The organism is Sphingomonas mollis, assembly GCF_016427505.1.
GTDB classification, from domain to species: Bacteria; Pseudomonadota; Alphaproteobacteria; order Sphingomonadales; family Sphingomonadaceae; genus Sphingomonas; species Sphingomonas mollis.
Genome location: NZ_JAELXS010000002.1, coordinates 454,776 through 471,318 on the forward strand (window position 1 = coordinate 454,776; position 16,543 = coordinate 471,318).

Below are 16,543 nucleotides of genomic sequence, written 5' to 3' on the forward strand. Positions count from 1 at the left end.
GGTGCATGCTAGGGGCGTCGGCGGCTGAACTGGCCATTCATCATCCAGTCTGGGAGCATGCGCGCTTGGGCGCAATAACCGAACGGGGCGCCGCGACGGCGCCCACCCCATCTTTAGCGGTCGTCACGCGCTTTGCGCCATCGCCGACCGGCTTTCTGCATCTGGGCGGCGCGCGGACCGCGCTGTTCAACTGGCTGTTCGCCCGTCATCATGGCGGCAAGTTCCTGCTTAGGATCGAGGATACCGATCGCGCCCGCTCGACCCAGCCGGCGATCGACGCGATCCTGGCCGGCATGCGCTGGCTGGGCCTCCACTGGGACGACGACGCCGTCTTCCAGTTCGCCCGCGCCGATCGCCATGCCGAAGTCGCACACCAGATGGTTGCCAGCGGTCACGCCTATCGCTGCTACATGACGCAGGACGAGATCGCTGCCCAGCGCGAGGCGGCACAGGCCGCCAAGCAACCGCTGCGCATCCGTTCCCCCTGGCGCGACCGCAGCGACGGCCCGGAGAACGCTTCGTTCGTCGTCCGTCTGCGTGCGCCGCAGGATGGCGCGACGACGATCGACGATCAGGTACAGGGATCGGTTACCGTCCAGAATGCCGAACTGGACGACCTCGTCCTGCTGCGGTCCGATGGCACGCCGACCTATATGCTGGCGGTGGTCGTGGACGATCACGACATGGGCGTGACCCATGTCATCCGCGGCGACGACCATCTGAACAACGCCTTTCGCCAGTTGCCGATTTATCGCGCCAATGGCTGGCCCGAGCCGGTCTATGCACATATCCCGCTGATCCACGGATCGGACGGCGCCAAGCTGTCGAAGCGCCACGGCGCGGTCGGGATCGAAGCGTATCGCAACGAACTGGGCATCCTGCCCGAGGCGCTGGACAATTATCTCCTCCGGCTTGGCTGGGGTCATGGCGATGCCGAGATCATCAGCCGTGACGAGGCGGTGGAATGGTTCGATCTCGGCGCCGTCGGGAAGAGCCCGTCGCGGTTCGACCTGAAGAAGCTCGAACATCTAAACGGTCATTATATCCGCGAGGCGGACGATGCCCGGCTCGCCGCGCTCGTCGCCGACAGGCTGGGTGGCGATGTCGATGTCGCGCTGCTCACCGCGGCGATGCCGGCATTGAAGCCGCGGGCTGCGAATCTCAACGAACTGGCCGATGGCACCGCGTTCCTGTTCGCGCAGCGACCGCTGCCGATCGACGAGGCGGCGGCGCCATTGCTGGCCGGCGATGCGCCCGCGATTCTCGCTTCGCTCCATGCGGCGCTTGACGCGGTCGATGACTGGGATACGGAAGCGCTCGAAGCCGCGGTACGCGGCGTGGCCGAAGAGCGGGGCGTGAAGCTCGGCCAGGCCGCGCAGCCGCTGCGTGCCGCATTGACCGGGCGCAAGACGTCGCCCGGCATCTTCGACGTACTCGCCCTTCTAGGGCGCAGCGAAAGCCTTGGTCGGATTGCCGACCGCATGGCTGCCTGACACGTGAACGCTCAATACAAAGGATGCGTGGAATGACCGACGCCGCAAAGCTCTCCCTGACCGGCAAGGAACTCGAATATCCGGTCATGTCGGGCACGATCGGCCCGGATGTGATCGATATCCGCAAGCTCTATGCCCAGACCGATGCCTTCACCTACGACCCCGGCTTCACCTCGACCGCGTCGTGCCAGTCGAAGCTGACCTATATCGATGGCGACCAGGGTATCCTGCTCCATCGCGGCTATCCGATTGGCGAACTGGCCGAACAGTCCAGCTTCATGGAGGTCGCCTATCTGCTGCTGAACGGCGAACTGCCCGATGCGGATCAGCTGGGCACGTTCGATCGCACGATCACGCGCCACACGATGGTGCATGAGCAGCTGGCGACGTTCTTCCGCGGGTTCCGCCGCGACGCGCATCCTATGGCGATCCTGTGCGGTGTCGTCGGCGCGCTGTCGGCCTTCTATCACGATTCGACGGACATCCACGATCCGGCACAGCGCGTGATCGCATCGCATCGCCTGATCGCCAAGATGCCGACGATCGCAGCGATGGCGTACAAGTACAGCGTCGGCCAGCCGTTCCTGTATCCGGACAACTCCCTGTCCTATACCGGCAATTTCCTGCGCATGACGTTCGGCGTGCCGGCCGAGCCGTACGAGGTGAACCCGGTGATCGAACGGGCGATGGACCGGATCTTCATCCTCCATGCCGATCACGAACAGAACGCATCGACCTCGACCGTGCGTCTTGCCGGTTCGTCGGGCGCCAATCCGTTCGCGTGCATCGCGGCGGGTATCGCCTGCCTCTGGGGTCCGGCGCATGGCGGTGCCAATGAAGCGGCACTCAATATGCTGCGCGAGATCGGTACGCCCGATCGCATCCCGGAATATATCGCCCGCGCCAAGGACAAGAACGATCCGTTCCGCCTGATGGGCTTCGGCCACCGCGTGTACAAGAACTACGATCCCCGCGCGACGGTGATGCAGAAGACCGTGCGCGAGGTGTTCGCCGAACTGAAGGTCACCGACCCACTGTTCGACGTGGCGTTGCAGCTGGAAGAGATCGCGCTGAACGATCCGTACTTCGTCGAGAAGAAGCTGTTCCCGAACGTCGATTTCTATTCGGGCGTGATCCTGTCGGCGATCGGTTTCCCGACGTCGATGTTCACCGTGCTATTCGCGCTCGCTCGCACCGTCGGCTGGGTTGCGCAGTGGAACGAGATGATTACCGATCCCGACCAGAAGATCGGCCGTCCGCGCCAGCTGTACAACGGCCCGACGCAGCGTTCCTACGTTCCCCTGACGGAGCGCTGAGACCTATGAACGTGCTCCGGCCGATCATCATCATCCTTGGCGTCGCCTTTGCGGCAACGGGGATTTTGTGGATCGGCCAGGGGCTGGGCTATATTCATTGGCCGCGGTCGAGCTTCATGCTCGATCAGCGGCAATGGGCGGATTACGGCGCGGGCGTCGCGGTCGCCGGGTTGTTGATGTTATTGATCGCGCGACGCCTGCCGCGTCGGTAGCGTCAGGGTGAAGCGGGCACCCTCCCCCGCGGCGCTCGCCACCGTCAGGTCGCCACCCATCGCGCGCGCCAGACGACGGGCGATAAACAGGCCCAGTCCGTTACCACCCGCCTCGGTCGGATCGATCCGTTCGAACTTGTCGAAAATCCGCTCCTGATCCACGGGCGCGATGCCCTTGCCCCGATCCGTTACGGTAATCCGGGCGATCTGGCTGCCCATCGACGTCTCGATCACCACCCGCTCGCCAGCGGGGCTGTAGCGCAGCGCGTTGCCGACCAGATTGACCATGATCTGCAATACGCGACGGGCGTCGCCCATCGCCGGCACCACGGCTTCGGCCGGCGGCCGGTCGATAACGACGCCGGCATGTTCGGCGCGCACCGATAAGAGGTTGGCGGTCCGCCCGGCGATATCGGCCAGATCGATCGGTTCGATCGCCGTCGTGAAATCGGGACGTTCGATCGCCTGCAGATCGATCAGGTCGTCGATCAGGCTCATCAGATGCCGACCGGCGCTGCCGATGTCGGCGGCGTAATCCGCATAGTCCGCGCTGATCGGTCCATCGCGCTGCAACTCGATCGCATCGGCGTCGGCGACGATCCGGGTCAACGAGGATCGCAACGCCGTATCGAGCCCCGCGGTGAACGCCGCTCTCAGCACATCGTCGTCATCATCATCCGCCACGACCGCACGGGCCGTGCCGGTCAGGCCGGCGAACGAGCCCATCGGATCCGGCCGGATCACCGCCGACAGCGTCACCGGGCGCGAGGTGGGACGAAGCGTTGCCGGCTGATTGTTGAACGGCCGCCGTCGTGCCAGCGCGTCGAGAATTGGCATGGCACCATCCGCGCCTTCGCCAAAGCCGAACAACACCGTCAATGGCCGCCCCAGAACCGACGCCGGGTCCAGTCCCATCGCCCGGCTGGCGACCACGGACAGGTATGTCACGCGGAGCGAAGCGTCGGTTTCCCAGCACAGCCCGCCCTCATGGACATGCGGTGCGGGACCCGCAGCCGGACGCCATGCAGGTGCCTCGGTCCAGCCGCTGGCCGCCAAACGGACCCGGTCGCCTTCCGGCTGCGCACGTACCCAGAGTTCGACATCGGTTTCGTCATCGGCGACCGTCATCCGGCGGCAGACGGGTACACCCAGCCGCTGCGCCAGGGCAGCAGCACTGGCCAGTTGCGGCACGGCGCATGGCAGGCCCGGCATACCGCCTGCCCGCAAATTCAGGGCGTCCAGCGCCGGGTCGGCGGACAGCAAGATGCCGTCGGAATCGATCACGGCATGCGCGATCATCGCGCCGATAGTAGTTTCGGGTGCGTTCATCGAATGGTCCAACGATCGACCATTCGTATCGCCGCGCGATATTCGGTTGGCAATGCCAGTGGTGCCAATGCCGTCATCGCATGATCGACCGGTATGCGCGCGATCATATCGATCTGTTGCGCGAAAGCCTCGACGTCGCGGCGGGAATCCGCATCCGCCAGCGCCAGTCCGATCCGCGCAATCGCCGTTCGGTCCAGCCCGAGCGCGCGCAAGGCCAGCCACAGGCGATCGCCGACGGGATCGATCGTCAACGTCCGAACCTGTTCGATCGACAACGCCAAGGTTTGCGCCAGCAGCGCGATGAAGAACCCCAGCCGGCGATCACCGATCGCCTCGACCAACAGGCTCGAAATTTCGGCTGGTCGCGGATCGATCGCGGCGGCCAGACGCAGCGCCACGCTGTCACCCCGCTCATGATCGTCATGAGCGGACAAGCAGCGAGCGGCCGCTTCCGACAGGGCACGATCGACGACCGGATCGGCACCGTCGCCGCGCAAGGCCGCCGCAACATGCCATACCAGGCGTCGATGCAGGTCGCTCGACAGGTCGTCGACCTGCATCTCGCCACAATCCCGCGCATCCCGCCGTCGACTGTCGGCCGCGAGCAAGGCAATCGCCGCACGTGCCACGAGTGCATCCGGCGCCGCCGACAGGCGTACCAACAGGCTTGGTTCGTCAGGGCCGGTGACCGCCACCGGCAGGGTTTCGGCGATCAGATCCTCACGAACGCGGGCGATCACATCGGCGAGCAACGCCCGCTCCCGGAGCAAGCCCGCCCGCATCAACCTTGCGACCGCTTCCTCCGACGATCGGAGCGCCGTGCCGCCGGGCGCGGCGCGATCGGCCAGCAATCGCGTTGCGTGACGCCGGATCGCGGCTTCCACGGTTGCGACCATGCTTCGCAGACTTTCACCCAGTGCGAGGCGGGTCCGCTCGTCCAGTCGATAGCCGTCGGAAAGGCCCGCATCGGCCACGGCAGCATCCAGTTCGGCCTGCACGCGCGATTCGGCCGCCGCGACCCGTGCCGCCAGCCCATAGGGAGCCCAGCCCCCCGCCGCTTCGTCGTCAGATCCGGGCGCCATCACCCTGTGGCTTATCCTTTCGATGGTTAACATCACCCTAGACGTCCGGCCGCAAGGTTTCGACCACGGCCGCCAGCGTGACCGCCGCATAGAGTGTCGCCAGCCCTAGGCCCGCTAACGGCCATCCTAGCAAAGCCGCGACGGTAATCACCAAAAGATATGCTGGCGGCGATCCCCATCCGGGACGACGTCGCGGCCGGGCGATCGCCCGCTCGGCCAAACCGCCGAGAAACAGGAGCATCACCGCCACGATCGGCGCGACCGGTCTCGCCGCATCGCCATTACCCATGACGAGCCCCAGCACCAGCACGGCCGCCGCTGGCAGTGCCGCCATCGCGACCTGTTGCGTTCGCGCGGATCGCTGCTCATCACGCAGCATCGCCAGCACCCGGCCGACGCCCAGTCCCAGACATCCGGCCAGCGTTGCGACCAGCCCGCCGGTCGTTGCGCCGAACAGGATCGCCCCGATCCCGGCCATGGCGATCGCGCCGGCAACACCGCCGACCGCCGCACCAGGTATCGCCCGCTCCATCAACAACGGCGCCGACAGTCGTGCGATCGGCGCGAGTATCCAGCCGTTGAACCAGTTGCGCCGGTCGGCCACCGTCGCCGCCAGCACCGCCCGTCCGCGTTGCGCCAGAGCGGCACTCGCATGTTCGATGCCGTGACCATCGCGAAACGACCCCGCCGCCATCGGCACGTGCATCGCCCGCGCCTGTTCGGCGAGGCGCAGGGTGGTGGATTGCAGATCATAATCGCGCGGCAGGCTGGCAACCTCGGCGATCCGCTTCGCCTCCAGTCGTGCCACGCCGGCCCACGCCATGCCGCCACCCAGCCGTTCATAGGCCGGGGGTGCCTCATCGTCCGGCATGACCAGCAACGTATCCTGCGGTGCGGCGGCGAAATGATCCACGACTTCCTGCATCGTCACCAGCCCATCGGCCAGCATAACGACATGCGACAGCGGGTGTAGCTTTTCGGTCGCTTCCGCAGCGGTGCGCACGGCATCGACGGTGATCCCGCGCCGTCCGATCCGCCCCAGTGCGCCCAGAAGCTCCGGCGTCAGCCGCCCGACCGACACGATCAGTTGCGCCGCGCCGGCTGCGATCAGCAGCCGCGCCTGATATTCGATCAGGCACACGCCACCGAACGGCAAGGTCGCCGTCAACTGGCCGGGGCGATCGAGCGCCTCATGATCGGCAAAAAGAAGCCCCGCGAGCATTCGCACAGGCTGTTAGGCAAGGTACGCGACGATGCAAGCCCGTTCGGGCAAGACCGTCACAACCGAACGACGGCCCGTCGCAACTTAGCCAGCGTCGGCAGGTCGCCCGGCCGGCCGTCGATCGCGTCCGCCGCCGCCGCCATCAGCCGCACCGCGCCGAAGCTGGCGGCCAGGCTGCGCAGTCGGGCGGCGGCGGATCGCCATGCGTCGACATCCTCACCCGCCGTTTCCATCGCCGACAGCGCACCTTCCGCACTGGTGACGAACGCCAGCCTCAGTTCCAGGATCAGCGCGGGTTCGTCACCCACCGCTGCTGCCAGGGTCGCATCGATCGCTCCGGGGTCATAGGCCATGGCGGCTGCTGTATGGTGGCGATACTTAAGGGGAGGTTGAGAGGCTTGGGCTTTGCGTGTGGAGGAAAGCTGGTACAACGCATCCGATGAACGGGGGCCAAGCGATGGGCGCGCGCATCGACGCACATGATGATCTGTGGCCACGAGCCCCAGAAAACTGGGAGGAGGACGACGTTCTCGACCTGGTCGACGCTCATCCGATCGACGACGGTCGGTGGCGATGGGTGGGTCCCGCCATTGCAGCGAGCGTCGCGATCGTCTGGATCGGCGGGCTGTTATGGCTGGCGCGAGGGTCGCTTTCGTCGCTGTCGCCGGTCGATCTGGCGCAATTTCTGACGGCACTGTGCATCGCACCGACGCTGATCGGCATCATCTGGCTGCTTGTCCGGCGAACCAGCCGTGCGGAAGCACGCCGGTTCGGCGCCTCGGCACAGGCCATGCGCGCAGAAGCCGCCGCGCTGGAACGCCGCGTCGCCTCGCTGTCGCGGGTTCTGGCATCCCAGCGCGAACAGTTGACGGTCCAGCTCGACGCCGGCGCTGCTGCGGCTGCTCGTTTCGAGACGATCGGTCGGGCGATGGCGCAGGAAGTACACCAGGCCGAAGCACAGGCGACCAGCCTGGCCGACACTGCCGAGCGCGCACGCGCGACCGTCGGCGAGTTGATCGCCTCGATGCCGCGGGCGCGGGCGGAGAGCGAAGAGGTCGGGCGTCGGCTCGATCAGGCGGGCCTGACCGCTGCGGCACAGGCCGCTGCGCTTGAAGCGCAACTGGTGGCTCTCGGCACGCGTGCGCGTGATTCGGATGAGCACGCGGCCGGGGCCGCCGACCGGCTCGCAACCCATATCGCCCGCATGGACGCGGTCGGCGAACAGGCCGGTGCGCGGCTGGAACAGGCGACCGCCACCGCCGCTGCCGCGCTTGATGCGTTGATCGAGACAGCAACGCGACGCCTCGACCAGCAGATCCAGCATCTGGATGCGACCGGATCGATGGCCGGTGGCCGCCTCGAACAGGTGGCCGGCGAATTGACCGCCGTCGTCGATGCGATAATTGGCCGCACCGAACAGGCGACCGAAGCGGCGCGGCTGGAACTGGTACGGCAAGGCGAGACGATGCTGGCCAGGCTGGGTACGCATCAGACCGCGCTGGATGCGGCGGGCCGTGACAGCGTCGAGGCGCTGACGATCCGGCTCGACGAGGTCGACATCGCGATCGATCGGATTGCCGGTCGACTGGGCAAGCAGCGCGTTGCAGGTCAGGAGATGGTCGGTGAATTGGCGGATGGCTTGAGGCATGTCGAACGCCAGCTCGATACGCTGCACGTATCCGGAACGGAGCGGACGCAGGTTCTCGCGGCCTCGATCAGCGCGCTGGGCGGTTCCGCCGATGCGATGACCGAGGCGTTGCGGAGCGGCGACATGATGGCCGCGCGCACGATCGGCACCACCGAAGCATTGCTCGTCGCGCTCGATGCCGCGGCACGCGAGATCGATGAAACGTTGCCCGACGCACTCGGCCGGCTGGATGCGCGCGTCGATGACAGCCGGCGCCTCATCGCACATGCCAAGCCGGAATTGCTGGCGCTCGTGACTGCGGCGGAAAGCACGCATGACGCGATCGAAGCGGTCGCCGGCGTTATCGCCGATCAACGTCGCACGCTCGATCAACTGTCCGGCACGCTGCTCGAAACGCTGGCCGCAGGCCGTGCCAAGGCGGGCGAGTTGGGCGAGGCGATCGATGACACGATCGGCCGCACGCACCGGCTGGCCGATGAAGCCGCGCCCCGTCTGGTCGAGGCGCTGTTGCGCGTGCGTGAGACCGCGCAGGTCGCCGCCGATCGCGCCCGCGAGACGCTGGCCGGAATCATCCCGGAAGCGGCCGCTACGCTGGAGCGCGCGACCGCCGAGGCGATGCGCCGGGCGACGACGGATACGGTGGAACGGCAGGTCGAGGCGATCGGTGACGCGACGCAGGTCGCGGTCGATGCCGCCACCCGCGCGACGGAGCGGCTTGCCGGCCATATCGATACGATCGGGGAACAGAGCGCGCTGCTCGAAGCCCGTATCGAGAAGGCGCAAAGCGACCGTGAAACCGCCGATGGCGATTCGATCGCCCGTCGCGTGGCGTTGTTGATCGATGCGCTGAATTCGGCATCGATCGATATCGTGAAGGCGTTCTCGCCCGATGTGTCGGACAGCGCCTGGGGTGCGTATCTGAAGGGCGATCGCGGTGTCTTCACCCGCCGTGCCGTCCGCTTGCTGGAAGCCAGTGACGCCGCCCGCATCTCGCATTTCTACGACAGCGATGCCGGGTTCCGCGATCAGGTGAACCGGTATATCCATGATTTCGAAACGATGCTGCGCGCCATTCTAGCCCAGCGCGAGGGTTCGCCGCTCGGCGTTACCCTGTTGTCGTCCGACATGGGCAAACTCTACGTCGCGCTGGCGCAGGCGATCGATCGGCTGCGGTAGGAGGCTCAACTCTCCGGTAAGGAGTGATCGATAGCGTAGGGGGATGAACGCTATAAGCCCGATCACCGCAGCCGCCGACACGATCTGGAACGAAGCGCAGCGGGCGGCCAATCAATGGCGGGGTAACGCCGTTCATCGCTTCGCACAGACCGAACAGGCGGTCAGCGAAACGTTGATGACACTGAGTGCCGTCGAAGATCGGGGGAAAGCGATCCGCCTCCAGCATCTGACCGGACAGCGGTTTCAGATTTTGAGCGAAGCGTTGGCCGCCGACGGGCCGTTCGCTGAAGAAGGCACCGTTGTTCGTGAGATACTATCGGCTGCGTTCCGGCTCCATGAAGACCTGCGGCCATTCCTGTGTCACGGGGTCGGCAGGATCGCATTCGACCGACATGATCGATGGCTGCTCGTCCTCGACATGATCGTCTTTCAGAATGGCAGGGCCGAACGTCGCCGAAGGGTCATCGACGAACGAGAAACCCAGCCTCTGCTCACCGAGCTAAACAAGACCGGGCAAAAGCTTTCCTCGGCGCTGGAGAAGCTGCGAAACAAGCTCCAGCCCTGAGCGCCCGGCCTCCTACCGCGTTTCCATGTCCATCCGGCCGAACAGATCGACATCGCGCGGCGTCACCCAGCCATAGTGATAATTCAGCTGGAACAGCACGAACAATATCGTCGCCACGATCGTCACCCGCCACGCGATCCGCCCCGCGCGAAATTCGTGCGGGGCGCTTTCGGCGGTACCGGGAATATGCTCGCCCCCGGCCTCGTGCGTCGTCCGGACCCCGAACGGCAGCACGAGAAAAACCGAAAACGACCAGAACAGGACGTAGATCGCCAGCGCCGAGGTCCAGCGCACGAGCCTCAGGCCTCGATCAGCAGGACGTCGACGATGGGCTTCTTACCGGTCCAGCGCGTCGCGACCTTGCGCACGGCGAGGCGCACATCCTCACGCGTGCGATCGATACCGCGCTTGCCGCCCCGTACCGCCTGTGCCGCGGCATCGATCGCGTCGTCGACGAATGCCTGACGCTCGTCCTCAACCGGCACGCCCTGCAAACGGACCTGTGGGCGACCGACCGCACGGCCATCACGACCGATCGCAAGCGCGACTGAAATCTGACCGTTCAATGCCAGTTTGCGACGCTCGTTGATGGTCGAACCATCCGCCGGCAGGATCACATCGCCGTCGAGCACCAGTCGACCGATCGGCGCGTTGCCCAGCTTCTTGGGACCACCCGGCAGCAACCGGACGATATCGCCGTTGCTCTGCACGATCGTCTTCGGCACGCCCTTGGACAGGCCATAACGGGCATGTTCCATCATATGACGCACTTCGCCATGAACGGGGACCAGCACTTCGGGCCGCAGCCATTCGTACATCTTGGCGAGTTCCGGTCGGCCGGGATGCCCCGACACGTGAACATGCGCCTGACGCTCGGTGATCATCTCGACGCCACGCGCGGCGAGCAGATTCTGGATACGACCGATCGCCACCTCGTTACCGGGTATCTGCTTGGACGAGAAGATCACCGCATCGCCCGCATCGAGCGAGATCGGGTGCGACCCCTCCGCCACTCGCGACAGTGCGGCGCGTGCTTCGCCCTGACCACCGGTCGCGACGATCAGCACCTTGTTGCGCGGCAACCGCATCGCCGCTTCGGGGTCGATCGTCTCGGGGAAATCCTGGAGATAGCCGGTGGCCTTCGCCACCTTCAGGATACGATCGAGCGAGCGGCCGGCGACGCATAAGCGCCGCCCGGTTTCGCGTGCGACCTGCCCCAGCGTATGCAACCGGGCCGCGTTGGATGCGAACGACGTGACGAGCACCCGTCCCTTGGCCCGACCGACCGTCTCCGCCAATCCGACGCGCACACTGGCTTCCGAGCCGGACGCGTCCTTGTTGAAGATGTTCGTCGAATCACAAACGAGGACATCGATGCCCTTGTCGCCGATCGCCGTCAGTTCCTCGGGGCTGGCCGGATTACCGAGTACCGGCGTCGCATCGAGCTTCCAGTCGCCCGAATGGAAAACCTTGCCTTCGGGCGTATCGATCACCAGCGCCGATGCCTCTGGGATCGAATGCGACATGGGGACGAAGGTGACGCCGAACGGTTTGATGTCGACCCGCTCGCCGTATTTCACCAGCTTCAGCTTCACGCGGTCGGCGATGCCTTCCTCGTCCAGCTTGCCGCGGATCAGGCCTGCGGTGAACGGCGTGGCATACAGCGGCACGCCGAGATCCTCGGCAAGATACGGCAACGCGCCGATATGATCCTCATGACCATGCGTCAGGACGATGCCGACGAGATCGTCGATGCGGTCTTCGATGAATTGCAGGTCGGGGAGGATCACGTCGATGCCGGGATAGGCGGGGTCGGCAAAAGTGATCCCGCAGTCCACCATCAACCATTTGCCACGGCAACCGTACAGGTTGACGTTCATACCGATCTCGCCCGAGCCGCCAAGGGCGCAGAAAAGGAGTTCGTTCTTCGGAGTCATTCAAAACTTTCAGATAAGGGAAGCACCGGATGGTCGCCCGGCGCGGGCGTGGTTCAGCGTATATGGGCCTTTTCCCACATCATCGCCAGCCCCTGGATGGTCAGATCGGGCTCGATCGCGTCGAACACCTTGGTATGACGCTCGAATAAAGTGGCGAGGCCGCCGGTGGCGATGACCTTTACCGGCCGCCCGACCTCCGCCTTCATGCGCGAGACCAGTCCTTCGATCATCGCGATATAGCCCCAATAGATACCGATATGCATCTGGTCGACGGTGTTGCGGCCGATCACGCTGGCAGATGACGGTGCCTCGATGGCGATGCGTGGCAGCTTGGCGGCGGCGGTGACGAGGGCATCGAGCGACAGGTTTATCCCCGGCGCGATGATCCCGCCCTTATACGCGCCGGTATAGTCGCTGACGTCGAACGTTGCGGCGGTGCCGAAGTCGATCACGATCAGGTCGCCCGCATGGAGCGCATGTGCCGCGATCGTATTGACCGCGCGATCCGCGCCAAGCGATGCGGGTTCGTCGACATCGATGGCGATGCCCCATTCGACCGGCGCCTGACCGGCGATCAGCGCCTCGGTGCCGAAGTATTTCTGGCTCAGCACTTGGAGATTGTGCAGCGCGCGCGGCACCACCGTGGCGACGATCACCGCGTCGACGTCGCTGCGGGCATAACCTTCCAGCGCCAGCAACTGGCTCAGCCAGACGGCATATTCGTCCGCCGTACGGCGCGGGTCGGTTGCGATCCGCCAGCGTGCCTTGATGTCCCGCCCCGCCACCAGGGCGAAGACGATGTTGGTATTACCGGCATCGATCGCGAGCAGCATGGGAACCTCAGATCAGGAAGACGTCGGCTGCGTGGATGACACGCCGCTCGCCACCCGCCAAGCGCAGGATCAACGCACCGCCAGCGTCCAGTCCGTCGAACAGCCCGTCGATCGCGGTGCCATCGGGTAATCGAGCAGTCAGCGCAGTGCCGGGCGGATGCGCCCGTTCCAGCCAGCTTGCCCGCACCACGGCCAGCCCTTTGCCGCGCCAGCGCCCGATCCACCGGGCCATCGCCTCGGCCAGCACATCCAGAAAATCGGCAGGTGTGACCGCAACACCGTGCGCAGCCAGACTTGTTGTCGGTCGATCCGCAAAATCGGGATGATGCATCAGATTGACACCGATGCCGATTACCACGGCGTCATCTGCCCGTTCCAACAGAATGCCACTGAGCTTGGCACCGCCCAACAGCAGGTCGTTCGGCCATTTCAGCCGCCAGCCGCCGCCGTTCCCGAGGAACGTGACCACCGCCTCGTCCAGCGCCACTGCCGCAACGAGCGCCAAAGTGGCGGCCGGAGGATCGGCCGGTCGCAGCCGGACCAGATTGCTCGCGTAGAAATTGCCGGCGGACGACGTCCATTCCCGTCCCTGCCGGCCGCGACCTGCGGTCTGGGCATCCGCACGCAACCAAGAGCCATCCGCTGTCCCGCTCCGCGCCAACACAGCCATGTCCGCATTGGTCGATCCCGTCGAGGCGACGGTGCGGATCACCGCTTGCCCCGCCATCATACGATCAGAACAGCGCGCGTGCCGCCGCGATGCTCCACGCTCCCAGCAGCGGGATCGTCAGATAACCGAGCGGCGACACGATGACCGCCGCGACGGCGATCAGACCACCCTGCAACGGACCTTCATCACCTTTGACGAAGGCGGGTGCCGGCTCGTCGAAGTACATCGTCTTCACCACCCGCAGATAATAATAGGCACCGATCGTCGATGCCGCGATGCCGACCGCCGCCAGCGGAAACAGCCCCGCCTTCACCGCCGCATCGAACACCGCGAACTTGGCGTAGAAACCAAAGAGCGGCGGGATGCCGGCCAGCGAGAACATGAACATCGCCATCGCCGCCGCCAGCGCCGGACGCGTCCGCGACATGCCGGACAGGCTGACGATGCTCTCCACCGGTTGACCATCGGCATCGCGCATCTGCAGCACGACCAGAAAGCTGCCCAGCGTCATCGCGACATAGATCGCCAGATAGGTGAGCACACCGGCCACACCCTCCGGCGTACCGGCCGCAAGACCGATCAGCGCAAACCCGACATTGTTGATCGACGAATAAGCGAGCAGACGCTTGATGTTGCTCTGGCCGATCGCGGCAACCGCACCGAGCAGGATAGATGCCAGCGCTGCGAAGATCACGATCTGGCGCCACTGATCCAGCGCCGGCCCCATCGCCTCGATCGCCACCCGGATACCGAGACCGATCGCCGCGACCTTGGGTGCCGACGCGAAGAATGCCGTCACCGGCGTCGGCGCGCCCTCGTACACATCGGGCGTCCACATGTGGAACGGAACCGCCGACATCTTGAACGCGATACCGGCGAAGATGAACACCAGCCCGAACAACAGCCCCATCGACCGGCCCGCGCCATAGACATCGGCGATCCCATCGAACTGCGTCGTGCCGGAGAAGCCGTAAACCAGACTGATTCCGTAAAGCAGGATGCCGCTGGCCAGCGCGCCCAGCACAAAATATTTCAGGCCCGCTTCCGCCGATCGCGCGTCGCGCCGCATGAAGCTGGCCAGCACATAGGCCGACAGGCTCTGCAGTTCGAGACCGACATACAGCGTCAGCAGATCTGCCGCCGACACCATCATTCCCATGCCTGCCGCCGACAACAGCAGCAGCACCGGGTATTCCGGCCGCAGATCGTCACCCGACGTCCGCTGGAAGAATCCCGGCGCCATCAACACGGCAACGGCGGTCGCGATATAGATCAGTATCTTGGCAAAAGTGGAGAAGGCGTCCGCCCGGTACAGTCCATCGAATGCGACCCCGCCCGATCCGGCGGGGCCGGTCAATGCGATCGCAGCGCCGAACAGCACGGCAACGGCGGCCCATGACACCACGCGGGTCGATCCGGGACCACCCCAGGCCGACACCAGCATCAAGGCGACCGCCCCCAGTCCCAATACGACTTCAGGCAGCGTCATCGCCAGATTGGCGGCGTAATCCATTAGTGCGCCTCCCCGGGCGTCTCGTGATGCTCTGGAGCCTGCGCCGCGGCGGCAGCCGGATTGCCCGCGGTCGGTCGTGAATCACTCACTGGCGTTGCCCGGTCGATCCGTTGCAACAAAACCGCGACGTCCTTCCGCATCGGGGCCATGAAGCTTTCAGGGTATACACCCATCCACAACACAACTGCGGCGATCGGCGCCAGCAACCACAACTCGCGGGTCGATAGATCGGACATGCCCCGGACCTCGTCCGACGTGATCTCGCCATAGGCGATACGCCGGTACAGATAGAGCATATACGCCGCCCCCAGGATGATCCCGGTCGTGCACAACAGCGCTGTCCACGTCGAGATCTGATACGCACCCATCAAGGCCAGGAACTCTGCGACGAAGCCGCTGGTGCCGGGCAAGCCGATCGATGCCATCGTGAAGAACAGGAACAGGATCGCATAGCGCGGCATGTTGATGCTGAGGCCGCCATAGCGGGCGATCTCGCGGGTATGCAGCCGATCATAGATCACGCCGACGCACAGGAACAACGCACCCGATACCAGGCCGTGGCTCAGCATCATGACCATCGCGCCCTCGATACCCTGACGGTTGAAGGCGAACAGTCCGATCGTCACGATCGCCATGTGCGCGACCGAGGAATAGGCGATCAGCTTCTTCATATCAGCCTGCACCAGCGCGACGAGCGAGGTGTAGATCACCGCGACCGCCGACAAGGCGAAGATCAACCATGTCAATTGACCGGAGGCTTCCGGGAACATCGGCAAGCTGAAGCGCAGGAAACCGTAACCGCCCAGCTTCAACAGGACGCCCGCCAGAATGACCGATCCCGCCGTCGGCGCCTGCACGTGCGCATCGGGCAACCAGGTGTGGACCGGCCACATCGGCATCTTCACCGCGAAGGACGCGAAGAACGCCAGCCACAACCATGTCTGCACATCGGCCGGGAAATCATAAGCCTGCAACGCCGGGATGCTCGACGTCCCCGCCGTCCCCGCCATGTACAGCATCGCGACCAGCATCAGGAGCGATCCGAGCAGTGTATACAGGAAGAACTTGTACGAGGCGTAAATCCGGTTCGCGCCGCCCCAGATGCCGATGATGAGATACATCGGGATCAGGCCGGCTTCGAAGAACAGGTAGAACAGGAACAGGTCCTGCGCCGCGAAGGTGCCGATCATCAGCACCTCGGTCAGCAGGAACGCCGCCATATACTCCGGAACGCGGTTGGTGACCGAACGCCAGCTGGCACCGATACAGATCGGCATCAGGAAAACGCTGAGCATGATGAGCAGCAACGCGAAACCGTCAATGCCCAGATCCCACCCGAAAAAGCCGAGCCGGACGCCCTGCTCGACGAACTGCCATTGCGGTCCACCGATATCGAACTGGGTCCAGAGCACAATGCCCAGCGCCAGATCGATGAACGTCGCGATCAGCGCCGTCCAGCGAGCGGCATTGGCGGACAGGAACAGGCAGGCGACCGCGGCGATGGCCGGGATCGCGAGCATGACGGAAAGAATAGGAAAGCCGTCCAT

Annotated in this window: 15 protein-coding genes; 5 read left to right on the forward strand and 10 right to left on the reverse strand. The window is 65.1% G+C overall.

The window, feature by feature from the left end:
- Nucleotides 1-5: 5 nt before the first annotated feature.
- From gltX to JAO74_RS05615, 3 genes are read left to right on the forward strand one after another with little or no spacing between them, the layout of a single operon-like run.
- Complete coding sequence (gene gltX, locus JAO74_RS05605) at nucleotides 6-1,493, forward strand: glutamate--tRNA ligase (protein ID WP_199035951.1); 1,488 nt, start codon at nucleotides 6-8, stop codon at nucleotides 1,491-1,493.
- Between the two features lie 32 nt (nucleotides 1,494-1,525).
- The gene (locus JAO74_RS05610; RefSeq protein ID WP_199035953.1) at nucleotides 1,526-2,809 is read left to right on the forward strand and encodes a citrate synthase; all 1,284 of its coding nucleotides are present in this window, start codon (nucleotides 1,526-1,528) and stop codon (nucleotides 2,807-2,809) included.
- A 5-nt stretch (nucleotides 2,810-2,814) separates the two neighbouring features.
- On the forward strand, nucleotides 2,815-3,021 hold the full coding sequence (locus tag JAO74_RS05615; protein WP_199035955.1) for a hypothetical protein: 207 nt from the start codon (nucleotides 2,815-2,817) through the stop codon (nucleotides 3,019-3,021).
- Here JAO74_RS05615 and JAO74_RS05620 read toward each other — a convergent pair.
- Genes JAO74_RS05620 through JAO74_RS05635 form a run of 4 tightly spaced genes read right to left on the reverse strand, consistent with a single transcriptional unit; the run spans nucleotide 2,989 to nucleotide 7,007 of the window.
- Nucleotides 2,989-4,350: a sensor histidine kinase gene (locus JAO74_RS05620; RefSeq protein WP_233150687.1), complete on the reverse strand. Its 1,362-nt coding sequence runs from the start codon at nucleotides 4,348-4,350 to the stop codon at nucleotides 2,989-2,991. The two genes, JAO74_RS05615 and JAO74_RS05620, sit on opposite strands and share 33 nt — an antisense overlap.
- Entirely contained in the window at nucleotides 4,347-5,432 is a 1,086-nt protein-coding gene (locus JAO74_RS05625) for a DUF2336 domain-containing protein (RefSeq protein WP_199035957.1), read from the reverse strand. The genes JAO74_RS05620 and JAO74_RS05625 overlap by 4 nt, the downstream gene beginning before the upstream one ends.
- Nucleotides 5,433-5,469: 37 nt before the next feature.
- A complete protein-coding gene (locus JAO74_RS05630; RefSeq protein WP_199035959.1) occupies nucleotides 5,470-6,654 on the reverse strand; it encodes a hypothetical protein in 1,185 nt (394 codons plus the stop codon).
- Between the two features lie 56 nt (nucleotides 6,655-6,710).
- Nucleotides 6,711-7,007, reverse strand: coding sequence for an Hpt domain-containing protein (locus JAO74_RS05635; RefSeq protein ID WP_199035961.1), 297 nt, complete (start codon nucleotides 7,005-7,007; stop codon nucleotides 6,711-6,713).
- Nucleotides 7,008-7,093: 86 nt separating this feature from the next.
- On the opposite strand from JAO74_RS05635, the gene JAO74_RS05640 reads away from it, so the two are divergent.
- Together JAO74_RS05640 and JAO74_RS05645 are read left to right on the forward strand one after the other, a co-directional pair.
- Complete coding sequence (locus JAO74_RS05640; protein WP_199035963.1) at nucleotides 7,094-9,478, forward strand: coiled-coil domain-containing protein; 2,385 nt, start codon at nucleotides 7,094-7,096, stop codon at nucleotides 9,476-9,478.
- A gap of 43 nt (nucleotides 9,479-9,521) precedes the next feature.
- Nucleotides 9,522-10,043: a hypothetical protein gene (locus JAO74_RS05645; RefSeq protein ID WP_199035965.1), complete on the forward strand. Its 522-nt coding sequence runs from the start codon at nucleotides 9,522-9,524 to the stop codon at nucleotides 10,041-10,043.
- Between the two features lie 12 nt (nucleotides 10,044-10,055).
- On the opposite strand, the gene JAO74_RS05650 is transcribed toward JAO74_RS05645, so the two are convergent.
- The 6 genes from JAO74_RS05650 to JAO74_RS05675 are packed head-to-tail and all read right to left on the reverse strand — an operon-like array spanning nucleotide 10,056 to nucleotide 16,543.
- A complete protein-coding gene (locus tag JAO74_RS05650) occupies nucleotides 10,056-10,337 on the reverse strand; it encodes a DUF1467 family protein (protein ID WP_199035967.1) in 282 nt (93 codons plus the stop codon).
- Between the two features lie 5 nt (nucleotides 10,338-10,342).
- Nucleotides 10,343-11,980, reverse strand: a complete 1,638-nt coding sequence (locus tag JAO74_RS05655) for a ribonuclease J (protein WP_199035970.1) — start codon at nucleotides 11,978-11,980, stop codon at nucleotides 10,343-10,345.
- Nucleotides 11,981-12,033: 53 nt separating this feature from the next.
- Nucleotides 12,034-12,813: a type III pantothenate kinase gene (locus tag JAO74_RS05660; protein ID WP_199035972.1), complete on the reverse strand. Its 780-nt coding sequence runs from the start codon at nucleotides 12,811-12,813 to the stop codon at nucleotides 12,034-12,036.
- Nucleotides 12,814-12,820: 7 nt separating this feature from the next.
- On the reverse strand, nucleotides 12,821-13,543 hold the full coding sequence (locus JAO74_RS05665; protein WP_233150688.1) for a biotin--[acetyl-CoA-carboxylase] ligase: 723 nt from the start codon (nucleotides 13,541-13,543) through the stop codon (nucleotides 12,821-12,823).
- Nucleotides 13,544-13,547: 4 nt separating this feature from the next.
- Complete coding sequence (gene nuoN, locus JAO74_RS05670; protein ID WP_199035974.1) at nucleotides 13,548-14,996, reverse strand: NADH-quinone oxidoreductase subunit NuoN; 1,449 nt, start codon at nucleotides 14,994-14,996, stop codon at nucleotides 13,548-13,550.
- Entirely contained in the window at nucleotides 14,996-16,543 is a 1,548-nt protein-coding gene (locus JAO74_RS05675) for an NADH-quinone oxidoreductase subunit M (protein WP_199035976.1), read from the reverse strand. Before JAO74_RS05675 ends, nuoN begins: the two co-directional genes overlap by 1 nt.

What these genes read in the sequence shown, in the direction of transcription:
- gltX (WP_199035951.1), top strand. Translation starts at nt 6, where the DNA reads ATGCTAGGGGCGTCGGCGGCTGAACTGGCCATTCATCATCCAGTCTGG.
- JAO74_RS05610 (WP_199035953.1), top strand. Translation starts at nt 1,526, where the DNA reads ATGACCGACGCCGCAAAGCTCTCCCTGACCGGCAAGGAACTCGAATAT.
- JAO74_RS05615 (WP_199035955.1), top strand. Translation starts at nt 2,815, where the DNA reads ATGAACGTGCTCCGGCCGATCATCATCATCCTTGGCGTCGCCTTTGCG.
- JAO74_RS05620 (WP_233150687.1), bottom strand. Translation starts at nt 4,350, where the DNA reads ATGAACGCACCCGAAACTACTATCGGCGCGATGATCGCGCATGCCGTG.
- JAO74_RS05625 (WP_199035957.1), bottom strand. Translation starts at nt 5,432, where the DNA reads ATGGCGCCCGGATCTGACGACGAAGCGGCGGGGGGCTGGGCTCCCTAT.
- JAO74_RS05630 (WP_199035959.1), bottom strand. Translation starts at nt 6,654, where the DNA reads ATGCTCGCGGGGCTTCTTTTTGCCGATCATGAGGCGCTCGATCGCCCC.
- JAO74_RS05635 (WP_199035961.1), bottom strand. Translation starts at nt 7,007, where the DNA reads ATGGCCTATGACCCCGGAGCGATCGATGCGACCCTGGCAGCAGCGGTG.
- JAO74_RS05640 (WP_199035963.1), top strand. Translation starts at nt 7,094, where the DNA reads ATGAACGGGGGCCAAGCGATGGGCGCGCGCATCGACGCACATGATGAT.
- JAO74_RS05645 (WP_199035965.1), top strand. Translation starts at nt 9,522, where the DNA reads ATGAACGCTATAAGCCCGATCACCGCAGCCGCCGACACGATCTGGAAC.
- JAO74_RS05655 (WP_199035970.1), bottom strand. Translation starts at nt 11,980, where the DNA reads ATGACTCCGAAGAACGAACTCCTTTTCTGCGCCCTTGGCGGCTCGGGC.
- JAO74_RS05660 (WP_199035972.1), bottom strand. Translation starts at nt 12,813, where the DNA reads ATGCTGCTCGCGATCGATGCCGGTAATACCAACATCGTCTTCGCCCTG.
- JAO74_RS05665 (WP_233150688.1), bottom strand. Translation starts at nt 13,543, where the DNA reads ATGATGGCGGGGCAAGCGGTGATCCGCACCGTCGCCTCGACGGGATCG.
- nuoN (WP_199035974.1), bottom strand. Translation starts at nt 14,996, where the DNA reads ATGGATTACGCCGCCAATCTGGCGATGACGCTGCCTGAAGTCGTATTG.
- JAO74_RS05675 (WP_199035976.1), bottom strand. Translation starts at nt 16,543, where the DNA reads ATGGACGGCTTTCCTATTCTTTCCGTCATGCTCGCGATCCCGGCCATC.